The sequence below is a fragment of the Pseudomonas sp. PDM25 genome (assembly GCF_019219045.1).
Classification (GTDB): domain Bacteria; phylum Pseudomonadota; class Gammaproteobacteria; order Pseudomonadales; family Pseudomonadaceae; genus Aquipseudomonas.
Genome location: NZ_JAHUWL010000002.1, coordinates 1 through 26,506, shown reverse-complemented (window position 1 = coordinate 26,506; position 26,506 = coordinate 1). Strand labels below are relative to the sequence as shown.

The following is a 26,506-nucleotide window of genomic DNA, read 5'->3' as shown; positions in this document are numbered from 1 at the left end:
AACCTCCTGTGCAAACCCCGTTCTACGGGGCCTGCGGTCATTCCGAAAAGTGTCTGAAATCCGATGGGATCGGCCAACTCATGGAATGGGTGGATTGTTCCAGCGTTGCACAGTGACGATCATGTGGCCTTCGCCGCTCAGGGATTTCCCTGCATCGTCGACGGCGGCGATCACCTTGAGGTTGCCGGCATTGTTGGTGGACATTTTGCGCTGCGGGTTTGGCCCGGCATCGCCCGGTGTGAACACGCCGCTGTCAGCCTGCATGGTGCCGGCGAACTTGACGTCCTCGTCTTCCTTGGCGCGGTCGTCGAACGCTTCGACCGACCACTGCGCCGGGAACACGCCGATGCGATACGGCTTGCCGTCGGTGCCCTTGCCCCAGGCTTCGGCATCAAAACGGCCCTGGACTTTCGGCGTCGAACCACCGCCCTCGCCGATCCGCGCCACCGAGAACTCGGGCACGACTTTGACTTCGGCGATTTTGCTGTAGACCGACAGGGTCGGGCCTTTCAGCGTGCCGACGGTGACATTGCGCAGACCCGGTAGCGCATTGGCGGCGGCCTTGAGTTTGACCTTGATGCGCTCCGGGCTCTGCTCGATGACTTCGACCACTTCCACGCCTTTGCCAAAGTTCGGTTTGCCGGTGAGACCGCTGCCGACAAGGGTCACTTCAGTTTCAGCGCCAGCCTTCAGATAACCCGGCTGCACCGCCAGCAAACGGCTGCTGCCCTGCTTGGCTGCGACGAAGTCCAGGCCCCGCTCATCGTGCTCGGCCTCGAACATCCGGCCCTGCATGGCATTGCCTTGGGCGGCGAACACCTGGCGCATGGTTACGCCGTCGATGGTCACGTTGCCGCGCCATTCGTAGCCGGTGTAGAGAATCGCACTGCCGTCGCCATTGAATGGGCTGCCGTCGGCGTATTGGCCTTTGACGCTGACCTTGAACGTGTCGCTGCCATCGGCCGTGACGCTCATCACGCCGGCCAATTCACCCTTGCCCGGCAAGTGGCCGCTGAAGCTCCAGTCGCCCACCAGCGCTTCGGCTTTTGGCGCGCTGCTCAGCCATTTTTTCCAGGCCGGGTTGTCCAGCGGATAACGTTTGGCCAGCAGCGGCACCATGTCTTTTCGAGCAAGGTCGAACCAGTCGCGGTCTCGAGCCAGCGCCTGGTATTCCAGGGACGGCCATTGGCCGAGGTGGAAGTTCACCAGACGCTCCCATTCCTGGGCCGGACGCCGTTGCAGCGCGACCCGCGCACCGGAGTGGCAGCGGCCGCACATCTGGCTGGTCTGGTCGTCGAACTTCTCGACAGTATTGAGTCGACGCTCCAGCGCATAACGCACGCCATCGGTCTCGCTTGGGGCCAGGCCCTGGGTGTCGGCCAGGTATTTGACCAGGGTGCGGCGATCGTCATCGCTGATCTGCAAACCGTGCATGGTTTGCATGCGGGCGATGCTCATCAGCCAGCCTTCCGGCGTTTTACGCTGGTGACTGATGCGGCTCAGGGCGCTATCGGCTTCAGGGGTATGACAGCCCTGACAAGTTTCCTTGAGGATGGTCTGAGCGTCGCGGGCTGCCAGGCTGTAAGGCGAATGCAGCGCCACACAAGCGGCCAGGGCCAGCAGACTGGCACTCAGGCCTGATCGGAGTTTTCTCTTCATCAACGTCGAACCTCGCACGGTGCTTTCTTATTTTTGTGGCTTATCGTTTTTATGGTTTCTGCCGTCGGCGGCGCACCGCTGACGGAGGCAAGAGAAACGTCTGCAATGAGCAATACACGGAGCGTGCCAGCTTGGCGATTATCTTTTTAATCAATTAGTTACGAGAAAATCAATACGTTGCGACAGCGCTGAACAAGATCACCTGCGTCTAATATCGCGACAGGTGTTGCAGTCTGAGACAAGCATAGATGGCCTGACCGGAACAGCTCATCGGCCGACGATTGACGTCGCTCCCCTGCAAGCGCGAAATGGTTGTTCACCGATTGCCACCAGGGGATAAAAACATGGCAAGCATCACTGTCCTGGCGGGGGACTTTCTGCAGGGTGATGGAGAATACAGAGACGGCGTTTTCACCCTCAGAACGTCGCTTCACCCATGGCCCGGCATTACCCTCCCGCTCTCATCGTTCAAGAGCATGGAAGTGGCCAACGAGGATTCGATCAACAACATCAAGGATGCCATCGGCTTTGGCGTGGCGGGGGCCATGCTGTTGGGGCCCATCGGCGCAATTGCCGGATTCATGCTGGCCGGCAAGGAAACCGAAGTGACCTTTCTGGCGACGCTCAAGGACGACAGAAAGCTGTTGGCTGCCGTGGATGGCGACACGTTCGAGGAAATTACCCGGAAGTTTGCAGCAGCCTGAACAATCGGCGCGGGCCGCACCGTCTTCCAACGGTGCGGCGTGACGCCGGTTCAGATGTCATAGGTGGGGGAAACGCTTTTGTGTACGTCGATCTCGTGCTGCATGTCCGCCACCAGCGACGCGATCGCATGGGGACTGTCCAGTGTCCAGAGAGGAACGTGGGTGGCCACTATATCCACTTTGCCGGTCATGCAGTCGCAGACCCGAATCGTCAGCGACTGGTCCGCCGCCATGGTGCAAGTACAAACGGACGGCAGAAAACTGTGTTCAATGATGTTTTGAATTTCCAGGGTTGAAAGGAACATCGTTACCTCCCTCACGCCAGATGTATTGCCGGATGAACGGTCCCTCATTTCACCCACCGATCCAGAAAAGTCTAGCCCTCAATAATGGGTGCCTCAAGGTCTTCACCCGGTTGCTCGTCGTCTCATAGCTGTCGCAATTTGCAACAATATCACAGCACCAGCGATTCCCTTGAATGCCCCAAAACCCCGCCGATCAAGGGTGGTCCTGCCTTTGCGGGCACTTGGCACAGCCATTGCGAAAGCCCTGTTCTCACGAACAACAAGAGGCCTTGCCATGTCGCTCCCTTATCTGCTTCCTGCCACCTCGGCGTTCATCCAGCGCGCCCCACGCATGCTCATCGGCGGCGACTGGGTCGAGGCCGCCGACGGCCAGACCATGTCCCTGCACAACCCGGCCACCGGAGAAGTGCTGTGCGTAGTGCCGCGGGCCACGCCTGCGGATGTCGACCGCGCCGTGCTCGCCGCCCGTCAGGCCTTCGATGATTCGGCCTGGACCCGCACCCGACCTCGGGAGCGGCAGAACCTGCTGTGGAAACTCGCCGACCTGATGGAACGCGACGCCGAACTGCTGGCGCAACTGGAATGCCTGAACAACGGCAAAAGTGCGGCGGTGGCCCAGGTGATGGACGTGCAACTGTCCATCGACTTCCTGCGCTACATGGCCGGTTGGGCGACCAAGATCGAAGGTTCCAGCGTTGAAGTGTCGTTGCCGTTGATGCCCAACGATCAATTCCACAGTTTCATTCGCCGTGAAGCGGTGGGCGTGGTCGGCGCCATCGTCGCCTGGAACTTCCCGCTGCTGCTGGCCTGCTGGAAACTCGGCCCGGCCCTGGCCACCGGTTGCACCGTGGTGCTCAAACCCGCCGACGAAACCCCGCTGACCGCGCTGAAACTCGCCGAGCTGGTGCTGGAAGCCGGTTACCCCGAAGGCGTGTTCAACGTGGTCACCGGCACCGGCATCACTGCAGGTTCCGCCCTGACCCACAATCCGCTGGTGGATAAGCTGACCTTCACCGGCTCCACCGCCGTGGGCAAGCAGATCGGCAAGATCGCCATGGATTCCATGACCCGGGTGACCCTGGAACTGGGCGGCAAATCGCCGACCATCGTCATGGCCGACGCCGACCTGAAGTCCGCCGCTGCCGGTGCCGCCAGCGCGATTTTCTTCAATCAGGGCCAAGTGTGCTGCGCAGGCTCCAGGCTGTATGTGCAGCGTAAGCATTTCGACAATGTGGTGGCGGACATCGCCGACATCGCCAATGCCATGAAACTGGGTAATGGCCTGGACCCAACAGTGGAAATGGGCCCGCTGATCTCGGCGCGTCAGCAGGAGCGGGTTTATGGGTATATCGAAAAGGGCCGGGAAAGTGGCGCGACGATCGCCTGTGGTGGTGAGCAGTTCGGGCCGGGGTTCTTCGTTAAACCGACGGTGATCGTCGATGTCGATCAGAAGCACTCATTAGTGCAGGAAGAGATCTTCGGGCCGGTGCTGGTGGCGATTCCGTTCGAGGATGAAGCCGATGCGTTGCGCATGGCCAATGACAGTCCGTATGGGCTTGGGGCGAGTATCTGGTCGAACGATCTGGCGGCGGTGCACCGGATGATTCCGCGGATCAAGTCCGGTTCGGTGTGGGTCAACTGCCACAGCGCGCTGGACCCGGCGTTACCGTTTGGTGGGTACAAGATGTCCGGGGTTGGGCGCGAGATGGGGTATGCGGCGATTGAGCATTACACCGAGTTGAAGTCGGTGTTGATCAAGTTGTAATTGCGGCGCCCTCCAGGCCGCCTTCGCGGGCAAGCCCGCTCCCACAGGGTTTTATGGTGAAGCTACCCTCTGCGGCACACACCAATCACTGTGGGAGCGGGCTTGCTCGCGAAGGGGCCAGCCCCGTCGCCCCAATCTCAGGGTTTGAAGCCTTGCGACAGTAACCAACTGCGGACCACCCGTCCCTGCTCCACCGTCAACCCGGACAACGCCTGCTCGGCCGGTTCGGTCCGCAACCGCCGCACCAACGGCGCCAACTCAACCCCTTGCACATGCCAGATCCCCAGCGGCTGATCCGCCGTGATCACCACCTCGGCTTCATCCACAAAACCATCTTTCAACACCGGCGCACGCTCAATCCTCAGTGAGGAAAAATCCGCCTCGGCATGCGCCACTTCAGCATCCGGCCACTGCCGCCGCGTCTGCCAAAAAGGTTGATCCAACCAACGCTGCTCATCGGCATAAAAATCCCGCCCGATCCGCGCAAAACGCAAAAACAACTGCTCCACCCGTTGCTGATGAAAGCGCTGAGCCAGCGCCGCTCGCTCGGGTTTACGCAACAACGTGTTGATCACCGTCGGCGCCTGTAACGCCGAGGACAAGGACTGAAAAATCCCATTGCCCGACAGCGGATCCACCGCCATCGCCGCATCCCCTACCCGAATCCAGTGATCGCCACACACCTGCGGGCACAAAATCGCCGTGCTGCTGCGGGCATGCAGCTGTAGATCGACCTCAGGCTCGACACCGAAAAACGCCCGGGCCAACGCCGAATCTTGGCGCCGCTGCCGACAGTAATCGAGTAACTGCGCCTTGCCCGGCAATTCAGCGCTGGCCACGTCCACCGTCCATTGCCAATAACACTGACCGTCAGCTCGCCGAGCCATCCAGGCCCAGCCGTCCTCAAGACTTTCCACCGCGCTGGCGGTGCTGCCCGGCGTGCCTTGCCAGCGATTGAGCAGGCTGACCGTCTCCGGTCCGCGCAGGCCTTTGCCAAGCGCTGGCGCCTGACGCCCGCGCGCCTCAACCAGAAAATCCGCCAGCAGCGCCTCGCGCCCTTCGACCTCGATCCGATGCCCCGAAGCCGATGGCTGAACCGTCAGCACACGGCCTTCGATCAGCTCAACGCCCGCCAGGCGCAGATCCTCGCGCAAGCCTCGATCAAAGCTCGGGCGATCCAGTAAAAATTCGATGTTCTGCGCATGCTGCTGGCCGTTCCATGACACCTGTCTTTGGGACGGCAGCGCCGCATCCGCCAAGGCTTGATGAAGCCCGGCGCCACGCAAGGCCTCCAGCACCCGAATCGAAACGCCCTCCAGCGCCGCAAATCGCCGCCATTCACTGACAAGCGTCACCGGATAACCGAGCCGACGCAAACCCAAGGCAACCGCCGCTCCCGCGGGCCCTGCGCCAAGAATCAAAATCATGCTCCGATGCGCCGTTCAGGGCCGCGATAGCGGGCATTTTCCCGCAACCACTCGATGACCTGTTCGTTGCTTGCCTCGGGATGCGCCACCAGGAAACCTGCAATGTGCCCGCTCAACGCCGCACAGCCGAGGCTGGCGCCGGACTGCCCCGGATAGGTGCCATGCACGCACGCGGCGAAATCCGCTTGAGCGCTGTTGAGCCACGACCATTCCTGTTCGGCGCAACGGGCATCGCCGGTGACTCGCAGCACCTGTGGATAATTCGCCGGAAACACGCCCTCGCCCTGAGCCGGACTGGACGCACAGAGCAAAATACCTCGCGCTACCGCCGCGGCACAGGCTTCACGCAACAGGCTGCGATCCTGACGCAAACCAAGGCTCAAATTGATCAGCCGAACGTCCTGCGCCACCAGCCAGTCAATCGCCGTGGCAATCTGCAACGCGCTGGTGACCCCGCGCTGGTCGAACACCTGAGCCACGCAAAATACCGCCGAAGGCGCCCGTCGACCGATGGCCTCGATCACCGCGCTGCCGTGGCCCAGCGGATCGTCGCGCAAGTCGCTTTCGGCCAGGCCATCCGCCAGCAACGAGAAGCGCCGCCCGGCGACCACTTGCACCCGCTGTGCCGCCGAGTGACCGCTGTCCACCACGCCAATCCGCAGCTCAGGCTTCATGCAGCACCGTTTTTGAAGTGAGTACGCCGTCGAGCAATTCGAAACGCAAATCGGCATCGGCCAAGGTTGAAGGACGGTGGCTGATGAGGATCCGCGTACGCCCGGCAAACAGTCGATCGATGGCTTCGATGACTTCACGTTCTGTGGCTTCATCCACCGCCGAGGTCGCTTCGTCCAGCACCAGAATCAACGGATCCTGCAACAGCGCCCTGGCGATGGCGATGCGCTGTTTCTGCCCGCCGGACAACTGCTGACCGCGTTCGCCCAACGGGCTGTCGAGGCCTTCGGGCAAAGACTCGATCAGACTGTCGAGTTGCGCCAGCCGCGCCACTTCGGCAATCGCTTCACGGCTGGCGTCCGGCACTGCATAGGCGAGGTTGTCGGCGAGGCTGCCGCGAAACAGCACGATGTCCTGACTGACCACCGCAATCCGCCGACGCAGCTGGAACAGGTCCAGTTCGCGCAGATCGACCTCTCCCAGCAACACCCGGCCGGATTGCGGATCGTGGTGCCGTTGCAGCAGGTCGATCAGGGTCGATTTACCGACCCCGGAGCCGCCGCTCAGGGCGACTTTCAAACCGTAGGGAATTCGCGCTTCGATGCCGCGCAGGGTGGTCGGGCGACCGGGATGGCTGAAGTGCACGTTGTCGAAACGCAGCTCGCCGGAAGTCGGCATCGGTTGCGGCGTAACCGGTGTGAGAACGGTCGGTTCTTCGCCGCGCAATTCCATCACGCGCCCGAGGCTGACGGTCATTCGTTGGACCGCGACATAGAGCCCAAGCAGGCTCTGTACCGGTCCGACGGCCATGCCCAGATAGGTGGAAAACGCGATCAGTGCGCCCAGTTGCCAGGTCCCCTGCACCACCCAATATCCGCCGATCAGGAACGCGCAGGCACGGGACAGCGACGTCAGTGTGCCCGGCACCGCCTGGGTGAAAAACTCGGTGACTTGCAGGCGCAACAACTGGCTCATGTAGCCTTGGCCCAACGTCTCCAGGCGCCGCGATTCACGCTGTTGCTGGCCGGCGGACTGGATGAATTTCATCACCGGCAAGGTCTCGACCATGAACGAGGACATGTCCGCCGAGCGCTCGCGCAATTGCCGCACATCGCGCTCGACCTTGCGCCGCATCCAGCGCAGCCAAAGTACGTCGAGGGGAATCAGCACCAGCGCCAGCAGCGAGAGTTTCCACGACAGGGTCAGCAGCATCGCCACGGCGCAGACCAGACCGATCACGCTCGACACCGCCGAGAACAACGAGTCCACGGCAAAACGCTGGATCTCCGCGACGTCGCCATCGAGGCGCGACATCAGGTCACCGATTCGGCGCTGTCCGTAGAAACTCGGCGAGAGGGTTTGCAGATGTCGATAGAGGTCGTCGCGCAGGGCAAACAGAATCCGCCCGGACAGCCGCGTGTGCAGGTAACGGTTGATCCCCGACAGCCCCGTTCCGAGCAGCCCGGCCACGATCATCAACCCGGCGATCAGCACCAGCATCGGAAAGTTGCGCGCCAGCAGGCCATCGTCGATCAGTAGTTTGGTCAGCCAAGGCTGGACCAACACCAGCAACGAGGCACAGACCGATAACCCGAGCAACCCGGCAATCGCCAGACGATGGGGCCGTACGAAGCTGTAGAGCCAGCGCAACGCCGCTTGCAGGGCTTCGGGGTTTTGGCTGTCAATCAGCCGAACGATCAAGCGCTGCATCACGAGCGCAACTGTTTGAGCTTGCGATACAAGGTCGCGCGGCTGATGCCCAAGGCGTCGGCCGCGGCCGAGACGTTGCCCTGGTGAGTGTCCAGGGACTGGCGAATCAGCTCCAGTTCGTTTTCACGAATGCTGCCGGCCTGAGGCCGTTCGGTGGCGCTCAACTCGTCGAGCATGCTGTCGGGCAAGTGGTCGAGGGTGAGTACGGTGTCCCCCGGCTCGCGCATGGCCAGTGCCGTGCGTAAAACCATTTCCAGTTGGCGAATGTTGCCTGGCCAGTGATAGCCGCCGAGCAAACGGTTCAAATCGTCATGCAGGACCATCGTCGGCGCATCCAGTTTGGCCAGCAGTCGAGTGACCAGCCCGCTGAAATCCTCACGTTCGCGCAGAGCCGGGAGCATCACGCTGATGCCGTTGACCCGATAAAACAGGTCCTCCCGGAAGTGCTTGTCTTCGACCAGTCGCTTGAGGTCGCGGTGGGTGGCGCAGATCAGTGCGACGTCGATGTCTTGCTCTTCGCCGGCGCCCAACGGTGCCACTTTACGGTCCTGCAACACCCGCAGCAGGCGGGCCTGCAAGGCCAGCGGCATGTCGCCGATTTCATCGAGAAACAAGGTGCCGCCATGGGCCTGTTGCAGCCGACCGATCATGCCGCCGCGGCGCGAGCCGGTGAACGCGCCTTCGCGGTAGCCGAACAATTCCGACTCGATCAGGCCTTCGGGAATCGCCGCGCAGTTCACCGCGACGAAGGGTTTGTCGCAGCGGGTGCCGGCCATGTGCAGGGCGCGGGCGATGACTTCCTTACCGGTGCCGGTTTCGCCCAGCAGCAACACTGGCAGCTCATTGGCCAGGCCTTGACGGGCCATGCGCAAGGCTCGGGCATAACGGACATTGCTGCCGGCCAGGGATTCGAGATCCGGTGGTGCTTTGGTGGTTTTCGCTGGGCTGCGCGGTGGCGTGCTGACGTTGATCGAACGCTGCGGCGCACGCAGGGTTTTGTAGAAGAACTCGCCTTTGGCCGTTTGCAGACTGCCGACACCGCCCTGATGCAGACGCGAGAGAAGTTGCAGGCCATCGACGCCCAGAAACTCTTCACAGCGTCGACCGACCAGCGCCGAGCGCTCGGCGTGGAGCAACTGACAGGCCTGGGCGCTGACCGCGAGAATCTGCCCGCCAAGGCTCACTGCCAACAAGCCCTGCCAAGGGGATTCGAGGTATTGCCGACGGCTATGGAAAGCCAGGACGATCTCGTCCGGATAACTGGCGTTGAACACCCGGCTTTCGATCTGGCTGACAGCCATGGCCAGCAACGCGGTGCTGTCGTGCACGCGGCCCAGCGGGCCTTCGCGGGTCAGGTCGAGTACGCCGAGGATGTCGCCCTGCGGGCAATGGATCGGCACCGAGGTGCAAGAGAAATCGGTCAGGCGATCGAGGTAATGTTCACCGCAATCGATCATCGTAGGCCGGGCTTCCACCAGTGCGGTGCCCAGCGCGTTGGTGCCGCGAGCGGCTTCGCTCCAGCAGGCGCCGAGGGTGATGTCTTGCAGGCCGCTGCCCTTGAGGCGATCGGCGCGGCCTTCGACAGCGAGAATGGTGGCGTCGGAATTGGCGAGGATGATCAGCCCTTCCTTGCCCTGACGTTCGGCCAGGTAATCGATGGCCGGCAATGCCGCATCGATCAGCAGCCGATTGCTCGCCAACAGCACGTCGAGGCTCGCGCTCGATTCCAGCGCCAGCTCGTGCTTGGCATTGAAATGCACGCCATGGCTGAGGCTACGCCGCCACGACGCATCGATTTCCGCCCGCAACACGCCATCGGGGACTTCGCCCTCGAGATGGAGTTTTTCCCGGGCCAGCCGGGCTTCGCGGTGCAGCTTGGGAGGAGTTGTTTTTATTAGTGTCATCAAGCGCTCCGGATCGGTCCGCCCTGCGCTTTTTCAAGAACAGCGCCCTGCCGCAATCTTTACGTTAACGTCAGGGCGATGGCAAGTGCCTTACGGCGCTTGTGTTCCGTCAGGTGGACCGCGTTATCGTTCTTCGCGAGCAAGCCCGCTCCCACAGTTGACCCGGTTGAACCGCAGATTTGTGAACGACGCCAAACCTGTGGGAGCGAGCCTGCTCGCGATTACGGTATTTCAGACAACCCAAGGCTCAGAGCTGCCACACCTCGGCATTCACAAAAAACGCCCGCGCATTATCCTCCAGACTCTCCAGGTGATACCCGCCCTCCTGCACAATCAGGCACGGCAACCCAAGGCTGCGAATCCGCTCGCCCAGCCGCGCAAACCCTTCACGGGTCACCGCCACTTTGCTTTGCGGATCCAGCTCGAAAATATCGAACCCCAAGGACAACACCAGCACCTCGGCGCCGAAGTCTTTCACCGCCGCCAATGCCACGTCCAATTGCCCCAGGAAGTCCGCCTCACTGGCACCATGTGCCATCGGCAAGTTGAGATTGAAGCCCTCACCCTTCCCGACACCCCGCTCGTCAGCGAACCCGGCAACCCCCGGATAGAAGTTGGTCGGATCGCCATGCACCGAGACGTAGAGCACGTCATCGCGGTCGTAGAAAATCTCCTGAATCCCCTGACCGTGGTGCATGTCGGTGTCGAGTACCGCGACGCGCTCAAAACCGGCACGTAATACCTGCGCGGCCACCGCCGCATTGTTCACATAGCAGAAACCCCCGGCCGCCTCGGCCCGGGCGTGGTGACCAGGTGGACGGCATAAGGCGTAAGCGGCCGGCTCGCCATCGAGCAACGCCTGAGCGCCGGCAATGGCGCTTTGCGCCGACCAATAGGCCGAACGCCAGGTCAGCTCACCCACCGGGCAACTGCCATCGGCCAGATAGCGCGCGGCCTGGGCGAGAATCCCGCGTAGGGCGTTGGGCTCGCGGACGAAGATGTTCGACATCACCTCGTCGCCCCAATCCTCGGGAATTTCCTTCCAGCGCTGATGCGCTTCCTGCAAAAACGTCAGGTATGGCGCGCCGTGGACCGCCAGCAGCGGATCGAGTCCGGCATCGACCGGTTGCTCGACTTTGAAGCCCAGCGAATGAGAGGCCTGCACCAATCGCTGAGCGCGTTCGGGCACTTCCTGCGGCGTGCGCATCTGCCCGCGGGAGTAGTAGCTGCGGGGGTGATGAAGCAATTGTTCGGGGTGGAAAAAACTGCGCATGGATGAATACCTGTCAGTGTGGGAGCGGGCTTGCTCGCGAAGAGGGAGTGTCATTCAACAATGATGTCGACTGACACTCCCTCTTCGCGAGCAAGCCCGCTCCCACAGGGATTGCGTTTTATTCGACTTTACCGGCGCGGGCCAGGACGGCGTTGAGCAGCACATCGGTGCCCTGACGCACATCTTCCGGCAACACATCTTCAGCTTCGTTATGACTCAAGCCGCCAACGCACGGGATGAACACCATCGCCGTCGGGCAGAACCGCGCCAGATGAATCGCATCATGCCCGGCGCCGCTGACAATCGATTGCTGAGCGTAGCCCAGCGCGTCCACCGCCTGCTGCACCGCCGCCACGCATTCGGCATCGAAGGGTGTTGCCGGGCTGATCCAGTGCGGCGTAATCATCAGGTTCAAGCCTCGGCTATCGGCAATCGCCTGAAGCCGCTCGCGGACTTGCTGCTCCATCGCCTCAATCGCTTCGTCGCGGTGATGACGCAGGTCGACGGTGAAATTCACCAAGCCCGGAATGGTGTTGCGCGACGATTTATTGATGCTCAACTCGCCGACGGTGGTCAGCCCTTCAGGGGTGAAATCACTGGCCAGGCCTTCGATGGCCTGGATCATTTGTGCCACGCCATACAAGGCGTCTTTGCGCAGCGGCATCGGCGTTGTACCGGCGTGGGCGGCCATGCCTTCGACCCGCACGTCGAGCCAGCGAATCGCCTGGCCACCGCTGACCACGCCGATGCTTTTGGCGTTGTCTTCGAGGATCGGACCTTGCTCGATGTGCGCTTCAAAGTACGCATCCACCGCGCCGCCCAACGGGCGCTCGCCGGCGTAACCGGTGCGTTGCAACGCCTCGGCAACGCTGATGCCGTCGATGTCACGCACCGCCAGCGCCGCGTCCAGTTGCATGATCCCGGTGAACACCGCCGAGCCGAACATCGCCGGGGTGAAGCGTGCGCCTTCTTCGTTGGTCCAGACCGCCACTTCCAGCGGCTTGCGGGTCTGGATGCCGAGGTCGTTCAGGCAACGGACCACTTCCAGGCCGGCGAGTACGCCGTAGACACCATCGAAACGTCCGCCTTCAGGTTGGGTGTCGAGGTGGCTGCCCATCATCACGGGCGCGGCATCGGGGTCGGTGCCGGCGCGGCGGGCGAACAGGTTGCCGATGGCGTCCACGCTCAGGGTCATGCCGGCTTCGCGGCACCAGTGGGAAAACAGTTCGCGACCGGCCTTGTCTTCATCGCTCAGGGCCAGGCGGCAGCTGCCGCCACGGGCGGTGGCGCCGATTTCGGCCATGTCCATCAGACTCGCCCAGAGGCGTTCACCGTTAATTTTCAACATGAGTTACTCCAGGAAATACGTTAATCAAGCGTTAGCCATTTCGAGGCGTTCAGCGCTGGCATGGCGACGGGCAAGGGACAGGACACAGATCAGCGAAGTCGCGGCAATCAGGCTGTAGAACACCGCCATCGGCCACCATTGGCCGGCAAACTTGTGCGCCAACACAGTGCCGATCAGCAGCGTCAGGCCACCGGCCACGGCGCCGCAAATCTGATAGGCCAACGAGATCGCGGTATAGCGCACGCGGGTTTCGAACATGCCGCTGACGTAACCGGCGATCACCGCATAGAACGACGCCATGCACACCACCGCCAGGGCGATGCCGAGGATGATCAGCGGCGCCTGTGCCGAGCTGACCAGCACAAACATCGGGTACGGCGAGGCGATGGCCAGCAACGACACCAGGCACAGGAATCGGGTGGCGCCCATTTTCTCGGCAACCCACGCGGCCAACGGTTGAATGCAGAACTGAATGATCGCCACCACAAACAGGCACTCAAGAATCAGTGAGCGCGGCAGTTCGAGTTGCTGGGTGGTGTAGGCGATCATGAAGGTGTTGGTGAAATACACCCCGGCGATCCCGAGGGTGTTGGCGCCGATGCACAACAGCAGCGGACGCCACGCGGTGCGCAGGACTTCCATGACCGGTGCCTGCTCCTTGCGTGTGCTTTTGCGGGCCAGTTCACGGCTGGCGAGGAACTCCGGCGACTCATTCACCCCCAGACGAATCGCCAGGCCCACCAGCAGCAACAACGAACTGGCGAGGAACGGCAGACGCCACCCCCAGCTCATCAGGTCTTCTTCCGGCAGACGGGTGACTGCGCTGAAGGCCAGCAGCGACAGGATCAAACCGGCCGGGCTGCCGAGCTGCGCAAAGGAGGCGAAGAAATTGCGTCGACCTTTCGGCGCATGCTCCCCGGCCATCAACACCGCCCCGCCCCACTCGCCACCGACGGCGATGCCCTGGACGATGCGCAGCAGAATCAGCAGCACCGGCGCCGCTGCGCCGATTTGTGCATAGGTCGGCAGCAAGCCGATGCAGACCGTGACCACGCCCATCATCAGCAACGTGATGATCAGCGACTTTTTGCGGCCGATGCGATCGCCGACATGGCCGAAGATAATCCCGCCCAACGGCCGCGCAAAGAAGCCCACGGCGAAGGTGCCGAAGGCGGCCATGGTGCTGAACAGTTTGTCGTCGGAGGGGAAGAACAGCGCGCCGAATACCAATGCGGCGGCGGTCGCGTAGATGTAAAAGTCGTACCACTCGATCATGGTGCCGATAAAGGCTGCGGCTGCCGCACGGCGCGGCTGAGGCGAAGCTTGGGGCTTCATGGGTCGATCTCCTTTGGTTATTTTTTTGGCAGGAGTGAAACTGCAAAATCAAGGCGCTCTGACGGCGCCTGTCTGGAGATGATTTATCGTCTCGGGGCTATGATTAGTCAATTTTCTATTTATTATGCAAACTATTACACCAGCTTATAATCGAGAGCCGCCATGGCCGAACGCGATGTACAACGCCTGCTCAATGACCGTCTGGACTGGAACCTGCTGCGCACCTTCCGGGTGATCGGTCAGGAGCTGAGCATCAGCCGCGCCGCCGCCCGCCTGCACCTGACGCAACCGGCGGTGAGCCAGGCATTGAAGCGTCTGGAGGAGCAACTGGGTCGACAACTGATCGCCCGTCGCGGGCCGCGGTTTGCCCTGACCGAAGTCGGCGAACAGATCTTCGAACTGGCCGGGGAAATCTACGGGCAGATGTCCCAGGTCAGCAGCGTGCTCGAGCAACCGGCCGACGAAGTGATCGGCAAGGTTCGCTTGCTGATCATCAGCCGGATCTTTTCGGAGCGCTTCGATGACTTCCTCGCGGACTTTCATCGCCAGCATCCGCGAGTGGATCTGGAAGTCGACGTGATGCGCAGTTCCGACATCGTCAGCGCCCTCCAGGAAAAAACCGCGACCCTCGGCCTGAGCCTCAATCGGCGCCCGCAACCGCGCCTGGAACAAAGGCTGTTCCTGCGTCAACGCTATGCATTTTTCTGCGGTAAACACCATGCGCTGTTCGGCCAGCAGAACGTGGCCGAAGGGGATTTGCAGCGGGAGAATTTCGTCAGTTTCACCAGCGATCAGATCGGCGGCATGCTCTCGCCGCTGACGATTTTTCGTGATCAGCAAGGCTTCAGCGGACGGATCGTCGCCTCGTCACCGAGCCTGGAAGAAGTCCGGCGACTGGTGATCGCCGGGTACGGGATCGGCTGTTTGCCCGAGCACGTGGTGGCGGCGGACGTCGACGCCGGATTGCTCTGGCGCCTGCCGCCCCACGAAGGGATTGCCGATGTGGACATTCATTTACTGTGGAACCGCGAGCAGCGCATGAGCCGGGCCGAGATGATTTTTCTCGAGAGCCTGCAACAGTGCTTGCTGGACTGAGTGGCCCGATCAGAACAACGGCAGGCTGTAGCTGACCACCAGGCGGTTCTGGTCCGCATCGCGCGACGCTTCACTGCGCGACATGCCGTTGCGCCAACCCAGTGCGACGTTTTTCAACGGCCCGCTCTGGATCACGTAGTCGAGGCTCAGGTCGCGCTCCCATTCCTCTTGTTCAGGCCCGGCCACCGTTTTGATTCCGCTGCCTGAGAGGTACATCGCCGAAGCCTTGAGCCCCGGCACGCCAAGGGCGGCGAAATCGTAGCTGTACTGGGCGAAACCGGTACGCTCTCCGGCGCGGGTGAAGTTCTGGATGTAGCGGTCGGTCAGCAGGTAGACGCTTGCGCCGCCAGCACCTTTGTCCGGCAAACCACCCTGGTTGAGCTGCACGAATCCGCTGTCACTGGACACCTGCTGATAACCGGCCATCAGCGCGTGAGCGCCGATGCTCCAGGTGAACGCCAGGCTCCAGGTATTGTTGTTGATCTTGCCGTCGCCGTTCTGCGTATAGCCGCTGGTGCGGTAGCCGCTGGCCCGTCCGCTGGACGAGTCATTGGCGCCGTCGGCGGAGGTATTGAAGTAGCGCAGATCGGTTTTCAGCGCGCCGAAATCCCCCAGTGTCAGGTTATGCACCAGACCGGCGAAATGCTGTTGGTAATAGTCTTCGAGATTGGCGTAGTAGTACTGCGCCAAAAGCGCATCGGTGACTTTGTAATCGACACCGGCAAAATTGAACGCGTTGCTTTCCCGAGTGCCGCCGGCCACGGCCAGGCCGGTACTGTCGCTGGAACCACGGCCCGTGGCGTGTTCGAGATGGCCACCGGTCAGCGTTAGATGCTCAAAGTCATTGGAGACGATCTGCCCACCCTCGAACGTCTGCGGCAGCAGCCGTCCGTCATTGGCCTGCAGAATCGGCAACTTCGGCGTCAGCGTGCCGTAACGCATTTCAGTCTGGGCAACGCGCATCTTCGCCGTCGCACCGAAACGCGACCATTGCTCGGCGGCGCCGTTGCCATCGTTGGGGATCATCGAACTGCCGACATGGCGACCATCACCGCTGTCCAGGCGAATACCCAGCAACCCTAGCGCATCGACACCAAAGCCGACGGTGCCTTCGGTGAATCCCGACTGATAGTTGAGCATGAAACCCTGCGCCCATTCTTCGGTTCTGGAAGGGTTCGCGGCGCCATCGCGATTATCGTTATTGAAGTAATAGTTACGCATCCCGAGGGTCGCTTTACTGTCTTTAATAAAGTCCGCCATGCTTAACGGACTGAATAGCGCACTGCCGATCGCAATAAGTGCCAACGGTTGTTTGTTCATTGGTTTTGAAGTTCCTGAGCAGCCAGCTCTGGGGCTGGCTGCCGGTCATTAAGAGAGATTGATACTCAAGACACTGGACACCGGCTCGCCCGCCATTAACCGAGTCAGCAGTTGCGGCTCTGCCCGGTCCGATGCCAGCGCACGCTCGATGACGTTTTGCGCGGTGACCGGATCGAGAAACAGCACGCCGTTGTCGTCCGCCAGCACGAAATCCCCGGGGTGCACCGTGACGCCGGCACAGTGAATCGGCTGATTGATCTGACTGTCGCCACGGCCATGCAACTTGGTGGTCAGCAGGCTGGTGCCGCGAGCGAAGACCGGCAACCCGGCCTCGCGCAGTTCGAGCAAGTCGGTCACCGCACCGTCCACCACGATTCCCACCGCACCGGCGCAGCGCGCCGCGCAACTGGTGACAGCGCCGACTGGAGCGTGTTGCCAGTCCCCGTCGGTGTCGATCACCAACACATCGCCGGGTTTGATCAGTGCCAGAGCCTGGTTGACCGCGATGGCATCGGCGCCCACCAGTTTCAGGGTCAGCGCACGGCCGACCAGTTTCACATTGGGCACCATGGCCCGCAGCTGCGAGTCGGCAAAGCCCTCCTCGAGAAAATGCCCGAGGGTTGGAAAACTCACCGCGTTGAGCTGCTCGATCAGCTGCGATTCATCCATGTTGCGCCTCCTTGGCAATCAACTCGGCGACGCAGTCGATTTCCAGCGACACGCCCCACAACGCCACGCACACCGTGGTGCGTGCCGGCGGTGCATGGCCGAGAAACTCGCGATACACCGCGTTGAACGGCTCCAGTTGTGCGGGATCGGTGAGGTACGCGTTGACCTTGATCACGTGGCTGAAATCGGACCCGGCTTCAATCAGGATCGCTTCCAGGTTGCGCAAGGTTTGTCGCACTTGTTCGGGGAAATCAGCGGGCTGGTCATCGAGCCCGCTCTGGGCCGGGATCTGCCCGGCGGTGAACACCAGGTGGCCACTGACCACCGCTTGGGAGTAAGGGCCGACCGGGCCGATGAAGCCCGGGGCTGACTGAATTCTGCGCATGTTGTTGAACTCCATTAATCAGGCAGCGGCCGATTTGATCGGTTTGTCGAGAGCTGGATCAGCGGCTGGCACTGCCGTTGGGACGTCGCTGATGTCTCGCTTGAAGGTCTCGGTCAGCAACAACAGCGCCACCAACGAAATCAACGCCGCGCCGATCATGTACCAGGCCACCGAAGAGCCTTTGCCGGTCGCCGCCAGTAATGCAGTGGTGACGATGGGCGTCGCCGCACTGCCAAGCAGACCGGACAACATGTAGCTGATCGACAACCCGGAATAACGCACTCGAGTGCCGAACAGTTCGGCAAGGAAAGTTGCGATCGGCCCGTAATTGGCCGCGAATGCGGTCATCAACAGCAAGTAACCGAAGATCACACAGGGCAACTCTTTGGTGTCCATCAACCAGAACATCGGGAACGCGACCAACGCTTCGGCGACGATGCCGGCAACGATGATCGGTTTGCGTCCGTAACGGTCCGACAGCGCGCCGAACACCGGCAACATGACGATGCACCAGGCGCAGGACAGCAACACCACGCCGAGCATCACGCTGCGGCTGAAACCCAGATTCTGCGTGCCGTACGTCAGGCCGAAGGCAACGATGATGTTGAACGACGCCCCGGTCGACATGGTGGCGATCCCGCCCAGCACCACTTGTTTCCAGTACTTGCGGAAGACTTCCGCCAGCGGCATTTTCACCTGCACCTCGGCTTCCTTGACCTTGTTGAAGGCCGGGGTTTCAGAGATGTTCAAGCGGATGTACAAGCCCACGGCGATCAGCAGTACGCTGCCCAGGAACGGAATACGCCAGCCCCAGGCCAACAGGTCTTCAGGGGACAGCCACGCGGCAATCAGCAGGAAAGCCAGGTTGGCAATCATGGTCCCGGCCGGGACGCCGATCTGTACCCACGAGCCGTACAAACCGCGTTTGTTGGCGGGCGCATGTTCTACGGCCATCAGCACCGCACCGCCCCACTCGCCGCCCAACGCCAGGCCTTGAATCACCCTCAGCAGCAACAACAGAATCGGCGCCCAGATACCAATGGCCGCGTAGTTAGGTAATAACCCAATGGCGAACGTTGCGGCCCCCATGGTCAACAGTGAAACCAACAACATCGACTTGCGTCCCAAGCGGTCACCGAAATGACCGAACAGTGCCGCGCCGACAATCCGGGCCAGGTAGGCCGAAGCAAACGTACCGAAGGCCAGTAATGTACCGATCAACGGATCGAAATCCGGAAAGAACACTTTGTTGAACACCAACGCCGAAGCCGTGGCGAACACAAACAGGTCGTACCATTCCACCGTGGTGCCGATCACACTGGCCACGGCAACTTTCTTCATGCTAATTGCAACTTCCGGAGGTGCGCCGGACTTTTCTACAGGCGATAGATCGCTCATTACTGTCTCCAGGAGTTCATCAAGAACTCATATGTAATTGTTTTAACTGGCAGTAAAACGTTTGAGATAAGGGATTGTTGTTATACGTCGCCCAACTCAATGGGCGAGTTTGCAAGGCGCTTTATTATCAATAACCGAGTGTTCGGTCCGCACAATTCAATAACGGTTCTCCGCTATTTAAACGGCGAAAGTTCTCTGCTACTTGTTCAGCGATACAGTCATGGGAGGCTGCGGACGCCATGTGCGGGGTGATGGTGACGCCGGGCATTGCCCAGAGACGGTGATCGACCGGCAGCGGTTCTTGTTCGAAAACATCCAGCAAAGCGCCGCGCAGTTTTCCTCGGGCCAGGGCCTGTTCGAGGTCGTCGATATTCAGATGACCGCCGCGACCACAATTGACCAGCGCGGCGCCATTGGCGAGCCGCTCGAACGTTGCACTGCCGAGGATGCCGCGGGTTTCGCTGGTCAGCGGCAACAGGTTGATCAGCAATTCCAATCCATCGAGAAACGGGTTCAGTTTTTCCGCACCGGCGAACGTCTGTACGCCCGGCAAGTCCTTGCTGCGGCGCGCCCAGCCACGCACGTCGTAACCGGCGGCGGCCAGGTCCTGGGCAATCGCGCTGCCCAACGACCCAAGCCCCATCACTCCGATCTTGAACTGCCCCGCCGCCCGTTGCAGCGGCCGCTCCCAACGCTGGTCCTGTTGCTGCAACAGCACCTGATCGAAGCCGCGGTGATAGTGAATCGCCGCCCAGCGCACGTACTCGGTCATGCCTTGGCGGTGGCCGGGATCGACCACTCGGCAGATCGGCAGATCCGGGCACGACGGGTCGTTATCGAGGTGATCGATGCCGGCGGCCACCGAGTGAATGACTTGCAGGTTCGGCAATGCGGCGAGGCTGCCCGGCAAGGGAAACCAGCACGCGGCAATCTGCGCGTATGCAGCCTGCGGATCATTGGCCAGAACTGCCTTGAGTTGCGGCGCACTGCGGGCAAAGGCTGCCTGCAGTTGCTTGAGCAGCAGGTTGTCACGGGACAGCAGAACCACGGTGTTGGTGACGGTTTTCACGATAAGTAGGACTCGCGCTGGGATTCGATCAGGGTTAAAGCGGCCTCCCAGGCCAGGTCGATGATGTTGTCCTGCTCATCTCGGTCAAACTGTTCGGCGGTGTGCGCACAGACTTCCGGCGACGGGTAATGCAGCGCCGAACCACCGGACAACGCCGCAACTTGCGCCTGACAGGCACGCTCCAGGAAGTGAATCTCCTGAAACGCCTGGGCCACGCCGGAACCACCGACCAACAGTCCATGATTGCGCAGGATCATCGCCCGGTGCGGCCCCAAATCGGCAATCAACCGCTCGCGCTCATCCAGCGACAGCGCGATGCCTTCATAGGTGTGATACGCCAACTTGCCGTAGAACTTCAGCGCGTGCTGACTGATCGGCAGCAAGCCTTGCTTCTGGGCGGCTACCGCCATGCCGGCAGCCGTGTGAGTGTGAATCACGCAGTTGAGGTCCGGGCGGGCCATGTGGATCGCCGAGTGAATGACGAAGCCGGCGGCGTTGACCCGATGACCTTCATATGCCGGGTCAACGACTCGTCCGTCCTGATCGATACGCACCAGGTCCGAGGCGCGCATGCGGTCGAAAATCACCCCGTAGCGGTTGATCAGGAAGTGATGCTCAGGCCCCGGAATTCGCAGGGTGATGTGGGTGTCGATCAGGTCGGTCATGCGAAAGTGCGCGACCAGGCGATACAGCGCAGCCAGCTCGCAACGGGCTTGCCATTCAACCGGGCCGATGTGTTCAGGTTTACTCACGAATACACCTCTTTAGCAGCGTGGGTGACGACCGGGTTGGCGCGCAGGCGGGCCAGGCCGCAAACACCGATCAAGGACAGGGCCGAGAGCAAGGTGAAGAACACCGCCAACGGCAACCATTGTCCGGAAAACTTGCTCGCCAGCAGCGTGCCGATCAGCGGCGTGGTGCCGCCGGCCAGCGCGCAGCTGAGTTGGTAGGCGATAGAAATGCCCGAGTAGCGCAGGTGCACCGGGAACGCCTGGGTCATGTAACCGGCGATCACCGCGTACAGCGCTGAGAGAATCACCACCGCCAGTGCAATGCCGACAGTCATCAACACAATGTTCTGTGTGCCCACTAGCATGAACATCGGGTACGGCGTGACCATGCACAGCAACGCGACGAGTTTGAGGAAGCGGCCTTCGCCAATACGCTCGGCCAGCAATGCGGAGAGCGGTTGCGAGAGCAGCTGAATGACGGTCACCAGGAACAGGCAATCGAGAATCGTCGAACGTGCGATGCCCTGATACTGGGTGACGTAGGTGATCATGAAGGTGTTGGTAAAGAAGAACCCGGCCGAACCGATGGTCACGGCAGCGGCAGCAAACAGGATCTGCCGCCAGCAGGTACGGATCACGTCCTTCACCGGGTACTTGGAAGTCTCGTTGTTGTCCCGGGCCTTGGCGAATTCCGGCGACTCGTGAACCCCTGAACGGATCATCAGGCCGACCATCATCAACACACCGCTGGCGAGAAACGGCAGACGCCAGCCCCAGGCGAGGAAGTCCTCTGGCTCAAGGGAAGTCACCAGACGAAAGGCGATCAACGCCAGCAACAAACCGGCCGGGCTGCCGAGTTGCGCGAATGATGCATAGAACGTCTTGCGCTTGGCCGGTGCATGCTCGCTGGCCATCAACACCGCCCCGCCCCACTCGCCTCCGACCGAAATGCCCTGGATCAAACGCAGCACAATCAGACCGATCGGCGCCCAGATACCGGCGCTGGCGTAGCTCGGCAACAGACCGATTCCGGCGGTCGCCAACCCCATCAGGGCCATGGTCACCAGCAGCATTTTCTTACGACCGAGGCGATCACCCAGATGACCGAACACCATGCCGGCCATCGGGCGAGCGATGAAGCCGACGGCGAAACTGCCGAACGCTGCCAGGGTACTCATCACCGGGTCGTGGCTGGGAAAGAACACTTGCCCGAGCACCAGCGCGGCCGCCGTGGCATAGATGTAGAAGTCGTAGAACTCGATGGTCGTGCCAATGAAGGCTGCCGCCGCCGCTCGACGCGGTTGAGGGGTAGTGTGCATGCAAGGACCCTGTGTATTTATAGTTTTGGGCAGGTACTGAAGGCTGTTTACGGGTTGCACTCTGTGGCGCTTGTTAGCTTTATCGCTTCCGTGCCAGGATTAGTCAATTTTCAAATTCTTATCTTTACTATTAGCCCTGCTACTACCAGGAGTTTTATGCCCTCCACTTCTAACCCTTGGGTCGGTCGCCGCTTTCTGAATGACCGCCTCGACTGGAACCTGCTGCGCACCTATTTGGTGATCGGCCAGGAAGGCAGCATGAGCCGGGCCGCCGCGCGATTGCACATCACGCAGTCAGCCGTCAGCCAGGCACTGAAACGGCTGGAAGAACAATTGGAATGTGTGTTGATTGCCCGTAGCGGGCGACGGTTTGATCTGACGGAAACCGGGGAGGAAGTCCTGCGCATTGCGGCGGATATTTACGGAGATATTTCACGACTGGGTACGGTGGTGGAAAGTCGTAACGACGACGTGGTCGGCAAGATTCGCATCCTTACCGTCAGCGGCGTGCAAGCACGGCATTACGACGAGTTCCTCGCCGATTTCCACGAAACCCATCCGAAAATCGAGTTTGAAGTCGAAGTGATGGGCAGCTCGAACATCATCAGTTCACTGCTGCAAAAGACGGCGACCGTTGGCGTCGGCCTGTGCCGTTTACCGCAGCCGCGACTGGAGCAGCGAGTACTGTTTCGTGAGACGTATGCGTACTTTTGTGGGCAGCGTCATCGGTTGTTCGGGCAAGAGAATCTGACCCTGGAAGAGCTTGCGGCGGAGAACTTTGTCAGCTTCACCAGTGACCAACTCGGGGGCAATCTTTCACCCCTGACATTGTTCCGCGACCAGCAAGGCTTTACCGGCAAGATCGTCGCTTCATCGACGAGTTTCGAAGAGATTTATCGCTTGATCTGCTCAGGATTCGGCATTGGCTGCCTGCCGACGCACCTGGTACGAAGGGATGTCGAGCAAGGTTTGCTCTGGCGCTTGCCGCCGGAAGATGGGGTGGTGGATTTCGATATCCAGCTACTGTGGAATCGCGAGCAGAAGATGAGTCAGGCCGAAACCGTGTTCCTCGAAAGCTTCCAGCACATGCTCAGTATCCGTGAGCCTGTGCTGTGAAGCCTTGATCACTTAGACGTGAGGGTCGCCCGGTGCTTTGCTCGGTGTAGCGTATTGCGGCTTCAAGTGACCGTCCTGATCGAGTAACCAGGCATCCATGATCTGCCGCACTACGGGACCTGCGACGCGACCGCCAGCCTCGCCGTTTTCGATCATCACCGAGATGACAATCTTCGGATGTTCGGCCGGGGCAAAACCGACGAACAAGGCGTTGTCGCGGTTACGCTCCAGGGTTTTCGCCCGGTTGTAACGCTCGCCCTGTTTGATCGCCACCACTTGCGCCGTACCACTCTTGCCGGCGATGCGGTACTGAGCGCCCAGCGCTGCCGCCCGCGCAATCCCGCGAGCGTCGTGCATTACCATTTGCATGCCGTGGTTGACCTGCTCCCAGTCACGCGGGTCCTTCAACAGGATGTTTGGAATTGGGTGCTCATCCACTGGCGCAACACCGTCCACCGTTTTGGCCAGGTGCGGCCGGTTCCACACACCTTTGTTGGCGATCAGTGCAGTAGCCTGGGCGAGCTGCAATGGAGTGACCTGCATATAACCCTGGCCGATGCCGAGGATCACGGTCTCACCCGGAAACCATGCCTGACGGCGCGTGGCACGCTTCCAGGCTTGCGATGGCATCAGGCCCGCAGACTCTTCGAACATGTCCAGCGAGACTTTCTCGCCGAGGCCGAACATGGCCATGTAGTCATGCAGTCGGTCGATGCCCAGCTTGTGGGCCAGGTCGTAGAAGTAGGTGTCGTTGGAGCGCATGATCGCCGCGTCCATGTCCACCCAGCCATCGCCGCTGTGGTTCCAGTTGCGGTACTTGTGATCGAAGTCCGGGAGTTGGTAATAACCGGGGTCGAAGACACGGGTCTGCGGGGTAACGACGCCGGCGTCGAGGCCGGCAATGGCCACTTCCGGCTTGATGGTCGAACCCGGTGCGTAGAGACCGCGTAGTACTCGGTTGAACAGCGGCCGGTCGATGGAGTCGTGGAGCGCTGCGTATTCCTTGAAGCTGATCCCGGTAACGAACAGGTTCGGGTCGAAGCTTGGCTTGCTGACCATCGCGAGCACTTCGCCGGTCGACGGATCGAGTGCGACCACCGAACCGCGACGATCACCCAAGGCTTCCTCGGCGGCTTCCTGAAGTTTGACGTCGAGGCTCAGTACGATGTTTTTGCCTGGGATCGGATCGGTGTGCTTGAGCACTCGCAGGACCCGGCCCTGAGCGTTGGTTTCGACCTCTTCGTAACCCACTTGGCCGTGCAACTGCGACTCGTAGAATTTTTCGATGCCGGTCTTGCCGATCGATTGAGTGCCACGGTATTCCACCGTGTCCAAGGCTTTGGATTCTTTCTCGTTGATGCGGCCGACGTAGCCGATCGAATGCGCAAAGTGCGCGCCCATCGGGTAGTGGCGAACGAATTGCGGCTCTACGTCGATCCCTGGCAGACGGAACTCGTTGACCGCCAACACCGCGATTTGTTCTTCGCTGAGCTCGTAGAACAAGGTGACCGGCACGAATGGATGTCGGGTCTGCTTCATTGCCTTGTCGAACAGCGCTCGATCTTCTGTCGGCAAGTGCAGGAGGCTGACAACTTCATCCAGCTCCTCTTTAACATCGGAGGCGCGTTCGCGGGTGATGGTCAGGTTGAAGCTGGGACGGTTGTCCGCCAGAACTACGCCGTTGCGGTCGTAGATCAATCCGCGCGTGGGGGTGATCGGCAGGACGTGGACCCGGTTGTTTTCAGAGATCGTCGAGTGATAATCAAATTCGACCACCTGCAGGACATACATGCGCACGACCAGCGCGCAGGTAATGGCAACAACGAACAGGGCGCAAGCCATCAGTCTTTTGTTGACCAGGCGCGTCTCTTTTTCGTGGTCCTTGATCGGTATCGGTTGGGGCATTTCTGCAGCAGCTCTTTTACTTAAAGGGGGCGCCAATCCGTAGGCTTGAAATCAGTCCGTTAAAAAAACGAGCTGCACCATACCAAAAACCGGGCGGTCACTTTAGTGCGATTTCCTCTAACGGTTGTCCTTGAAGGCCAAAACGACGGTCGGCTTTTTTTATAACTCGTGCGTTTTGCTCAAGATTGATATTCCCATTCATGCATTTTTCTTGAAGAAGGGCCTGTAGATACTGGGTGCATGTCATTCCGTTTGGTTTTTTTGGAGTCTTTCATGCATCCACGATTTCAGCGTTTACTGGGTTCCAATGGATTTTCCATTGGGCTTGAACTGCCGCTGGATAACGATTGGTCCAGCGATGGGCAGCGACAGCGAATTGCCGAGGAGCGGCCGTTTGGTGTTCCGGACCTGAAGCAGCACGCCGCTATGGCAAGCCTCGCAGACAAGGCTGGTTTCAGTGCTCTGTGGGTACGCGATGTGCCGGTTTATGATCCCGAATTTGGTGATGCGGCACAGGTGTTCGAAACCTTTTCCTATCTTGGCTACCTGGCTGGAATCACCGACAACATCATGCTGGGGACAGCGGCGGTTGTATTACCGCTACGTCAACCTTGGTTAACGCTCAAGGCAGCCAACAGTGTTGATGAACTGAGTGATGGGCGTCTGCTATTGGGTGTGGCCAGTGGCGACCGACCTATGGAGTATCCGTTATTTGGTGTGGACTACGATCAGCGGGGAGAGATCTTTCGCGATACGGTCGAGTTGTTGCGAAGCCAAGGTGAAGGCCGCCTGCCGGAAGGTGCTCGCCTGTTACCGAAGCGAGATCAGCCGGTGCCATTGCTGGTTGCAGGTCTTGGTCAGCAATCCCCGGCGTGGATTGGCCAACATATGGATGGCTGGCTCGCCTACCCTGGCACTCCGGATGAGCATCGGCGCCGAGCGGGACTGTGGCGGGAGGTCGGTGGCGACAAACCCTACATCAGCTTCGTTCACCTGGATCTGGCGGCCAATCCTCATGCACCGATGCGACGTGTACGTTTTGGCGGCAGCTGCGGGAGGCTGGCATTGATTGATGAGCTTCAGGCTTTGCGTGACGCCGGTGTGCAGCACGTTGGCTTACATCTGCGTCGTAGCGAACGACCGGTTGCCGAGGTTATTGAAGAGATCGCTGAATACGTTCTGCCGAAGTTTCACTAACGATGCTGCTGGAACCAGGGATAGCCGATGGGCTGTCCCTTTTTTGCCACGACACTTTCCTGCGGGCAAAACAAAACCCCTACCTGCATACGCAGATAGGGGTTTCGGAATTTAATCTTGACGATGACCTACTCTCACATGGGGAAACCCCACACTACCATCGGCGATGCATCGTTTCACTGCTGAGTTCGGGATGGGAT

At 60.6% G+C, this 26,506-nt stretch carries 22 protein-coding genes and 1 rRNA gene; 5 read left to right on the top strand and 18 right to left on the bottom strand.

The window, feature by feature from the left end:
- Positions 1 to 78 precede the first annotated feature (78 nt).
- A complete protein-coding gene (gene peaA, locus KW848_RS02605) occupies positions 79 to 1,659 on the bottom strand; it encodes a quinohemoprotein amine dehydrogenase subunit alpha (RefSeq protein WP_218535417.1) in 1,581 nt (526 codons plus the stop codon).
- A 344-nt stretch (positions 1,660 to 2,003) separates the two neighbouring features.
- Here peaA and KW848_RS02600 point away from each other — a divergent pair, with 344 nt between their 5' ends.
- Positions 2,004 to 2,363 (top strand): hypothetical protein, encoded by a 360-nt coding sequence (locus KW848_RS02600; protein WP_192410398.1) that lies wholly within the window; start codon positions 2,004 to 2,006, stop codon positions 2,361 to 2,363.
- 50 nt (positions 2,364 to 2,413) lie between these two features.
- Here the strand turns inward: KW848_RS02600 and KW848_RS02595 are convergent, their stop codons facing one another.
- Positions 2,414 to 2,668 (bottom strand): DUF1652 domain-containing protein, encoded by a 255-nt coding sequence (locus KW848_RS02595; protein ID WP_008145342.1) that lies wholly within the window; start codon positions 2,666 to 2,668, stop codon positions 2,414 to 2,416.
- A 274-nt stretch (positions 2,669 to 2,942) separates the two neighbouring features.
- Here KW848_RS02595 and KW848_RS02590 point away from each other — a divergent pair, with 274 nt between their 5' ends.
- Positions 2,943 to 4,433 carry an aldehyde dehydrogenase gene (locus tag KW848_RS02590; RefSeq protein ID WP_218535408.1) on the top strand — a complete coding sequence of 497 codons (1,491 nt, stop codon included), beginning with the start codon at positions 2,943 to 2,945 and terminating at the stop codon, positions 4,431 to 4,433.
- Between the two features lie 137 nt (positions 4,434 to 4,570).
- Here the strand turns inward: KW848_RS02590 and KW848_RS02585 are convergent, their stop codons facing one another.
- The 7 genes from KW848_RS02585 to KW848_RS02555 all read right to left on the bottom strand — a co-directional run bounded on the left by KW848_RS02585 (position 4,571) and on the right by KW848_RS02555 (position 14,102).
- A complete protein-coding gene (locus KW848_RS02585) occupies positions 4,571 to 5,860 on the bottom strand; it encodes a tryptophan 7-halogenase (protein ID WP_218535406.1) in 1,290 nt (429 codons plus the stop codon).
- On the bottom strand, positions 5,857 to 6,534 hold the full coding sequence (locus KW848_RS02580) for a S8 family serine peptidase (RefSeq protein WP_218535404.1): 678 nt from the start codon (positions 6,532 to 6,534) through the stop codon (positions 5,857 to 5,859). Before KW848_RS02580 ends, KW848_RS02585 begins: the two co-directional genes overlap by 4 nt.
- Positions 6,524 to 8,242 carry an ABC transporter ATP-binding protein gene (locus KW848_RS02575; RefSeq protein ID WP_201182516.1) on the bottom strand — a complete coding sequence of 573 codons (1,719 nt, stop codon included), beginning with the start codon at positions 8,240 to 8,242 and terminating at the stop codon, positions 6,524 to 6,526. Before KW848_RS02575 ends, KW848_RS02580 begins: the two co-directional genes overlap by 11 nt.
- Positions 8,242 to 10,146: a sigma-54-dependent Fis family transcriptional regulator gene (locus tag KW848_RS02570; protein ID WP_218535402.1), complete on the bottom strand. Its 1,905-nt coding sequence runs from the start codon at positions 10,144 to 10,146 to the stop codon at positions 8,242 to 8,244. Before KW848_RS02570 ends, KW848_RS02575 begins: the two co-directional genes overlap by 1 nt.
- A gap of 247 nt (positions 10,147 to 10,393) precedes the next feature.
- The gene (locus tag KW848_RS02565; RefSeq protein ID WP_218535400.1) at positions 10,394 to 11,419 is read right to left on the bottom strand and encodes a histone deacetylase family protein; all 1,026 of its coding nucleotides are present in this window, start codon (positions 11,417 to 11,419) and stop codon (positions 10,394 to 10,396) included.
- A 118-nt stretch (positions 11,420 to 11,537) separates the two neighbouring features.
- Positions 11,538 to 12,767 carry a Zn-dependent hydrolase gene (locus KW848_RS02560; protein ID WP_218535398.1) on the bottom strand — a complete coding sequence of 410 codons (1,230 nt, stop codon included), beginning with the start codon at positions 12,765 to 12,767 and terminating at the stop codon, positions 11,538 to 11,540.
- 24 nt (positions 12,768 to 12,791) lie between these two features.
- Entirely contained in the window at positions 12,792 to 14,102 is a 1,311-nt protein-coding gene (locus tag KW848_RS02555) for an MFS transporter (RefSeq protein ID WP_218535396.1), read from the bottom strand.
- Positions 14,103 to 14,264: 162 nt separating this feature from the next.
- Between KW848_RS02555 and KW848_RS02550 the strand changes: the two genes are divergently transcribed.
- Positions 14,265 to 15,197: a LysR family transcriptional regulator gene (locus tag KW848_RS02550; RefSeq protein WP_192410389.1), complete on the top strand. Its 933-nt coding sequence runs from the start codon at positions 14,265 to 14,267 to the stop codon at positions 15,195 to 15,197.
- 9 nt (positions 15,198 to 15,206) lie between these two features.
- Here KW848_RS02550 and KW848_RS02545 read toward each other — a convergent pair whose 3' ends face one another.
- The 7 genes from KW848_RS02545 to KW848_RS02515 form a co-directional block, all read right to left on the bottom strand.
- A complete protein-coding gene (locus tag KW848_RS02545; protein ID WP_218535394.1) occupies positions 15,207 to 16,517 on the bottom strand; it encodes an OprD family porin in 1,311 nt (436 codons plus the stop codon).
- 48 nt (positions 16,518 to 16,565) lie between these two features.
- Positions 16,566 to 17,186: an RraA family protein gene (locus KW848_RS02540; protein WP_192410387.1), complete on the bottom strand. Its 621-nt coding sequence runs from the start codon at positions 17,184 to 17,186 to the stop codon at positions 16,566 to 16,568.
- Positions 17,179 to 17,571, bottom strand: coding sequence for a RidA family protein (locus tag KW848_RS02535; protein ID WP_008145457.1), 393 nt, complete (start codon positions 17,569 to 17,571; stop codon positions 17,179 to 17,181). The genes KW848_RS02540 and KW848_RS02535 overlap by 8 nt, the downstream gene beginning before the upstream one ends.
- 18 nt (positions 17,572 to 17,589) lie before the next feature.
- The gene (locus KW848_RS02530) at positions 17,590 to 18,969 is read right to left on the bottom strand and encodes an MFS transporter (RefSeq protein WP_218535392.1); all 1,380 of its coding nucleotides are present in this window, start codon (positions 18,967 to 18,969) and stop codon (positions 17,590 to 17,592) included.
- Between the two features lie 127 nt (positions 18,970 to 19,096).
- Positions 19,097 to 20,038, bottom strand: coding sequence for a glyoxylate/hydroxypyruvate reductase A (locus KW848_RS02525; protein ID WP_218535390.1), 942 nt, complete (start codon positions 20,036 to 20,038; stop codon positions 19,097 to 19,099).
- Entirely contained in the window at positions 20,035 to 20,790 is a 756-nt protein-coding gene (locus KW848_RS02520) for a class II aldolase/adducin family protein (protein ID WP_218535388.1), read from the bottom strand. Before KW848_RS02520 ends, KW848_RS02525 begins: the two co-directional genes overlap by 4 nt.
- Positions 20,787 to 22,088 (bottom strand): MFS transporter, encoded by a 1,302-nt coding sequence (locus tag KW848_RS02515; protein ID WP_056741990.1) that lies wholly within the window; start codon positions 22,086 to 22,088, stop codon positions 20,787 to 20,789. Before KW848_RS02515 ends, KW848_RS02520 begins: the two co-directional genes overlap by 4 nt.
- A gap of 156 nt (positions 22,089 to 22,244) precedes the next feature.
- On the opposite strand from KW848_RS02515, the gene KW848_RS02510 reads away from it, so the two are divergent.
- Positions 22,245 to 23,204: a LysR family transcriptional regulator gene (locus tag KW848_RS02510; RefSeq protein ID WP_192410382.1), complete on the top strand. Its 960-nt coding sequence runs from the start codon at positions 22,245 to 22,247 to the stop codon at positions 23,202 to 23,204.
- 12 nt (positions 23,205 to 23,216) lie between these two features.
- Here KW848_RS02510 and mrdA read toward each other — a convergent pair whose 3' ends face one another.
- Positions 23,217 to 25,109 (bottom strand): penicillin-binding protein 2, encoded by a 1,893-nt coding sequence (mrdA, locus tag KW848_RS02505; RefSeq protein ID WP_008145469.1) that lies wholly within the window; start codon positions 25,107 to 25,109, stop codon positions 23,217 to 23,219.
- Between the two features lie 273 nt (positions 25,110 to 25,382).
- On the opposite strand from mrdA, the gene KW848_RS02500 reads away from it, so the two are divergent.
- Positions 25,383 to 26,306 (top strand): TIGR03571 family LLM class oxidoreductase, encoded by a 924-nt coding sequence (locus tag KW848_RS02500; RefSeq protein WP_218535381.1) that lies wholly within the window; start codon positions 25,383 to 25,385, stop codon positions 26,304 to 26,306.
- Between the two features lie 115 nt (positions 26,307 to 26,421).
- Here KW848_RS02500 and rrf read toward each other — a convergent pair.
- Positions 26,422 to 26,506, bottom strand: a 5S ribosomal RNA gene (rrf, locus tag KW848_RS02495); the annotation flags it as partial.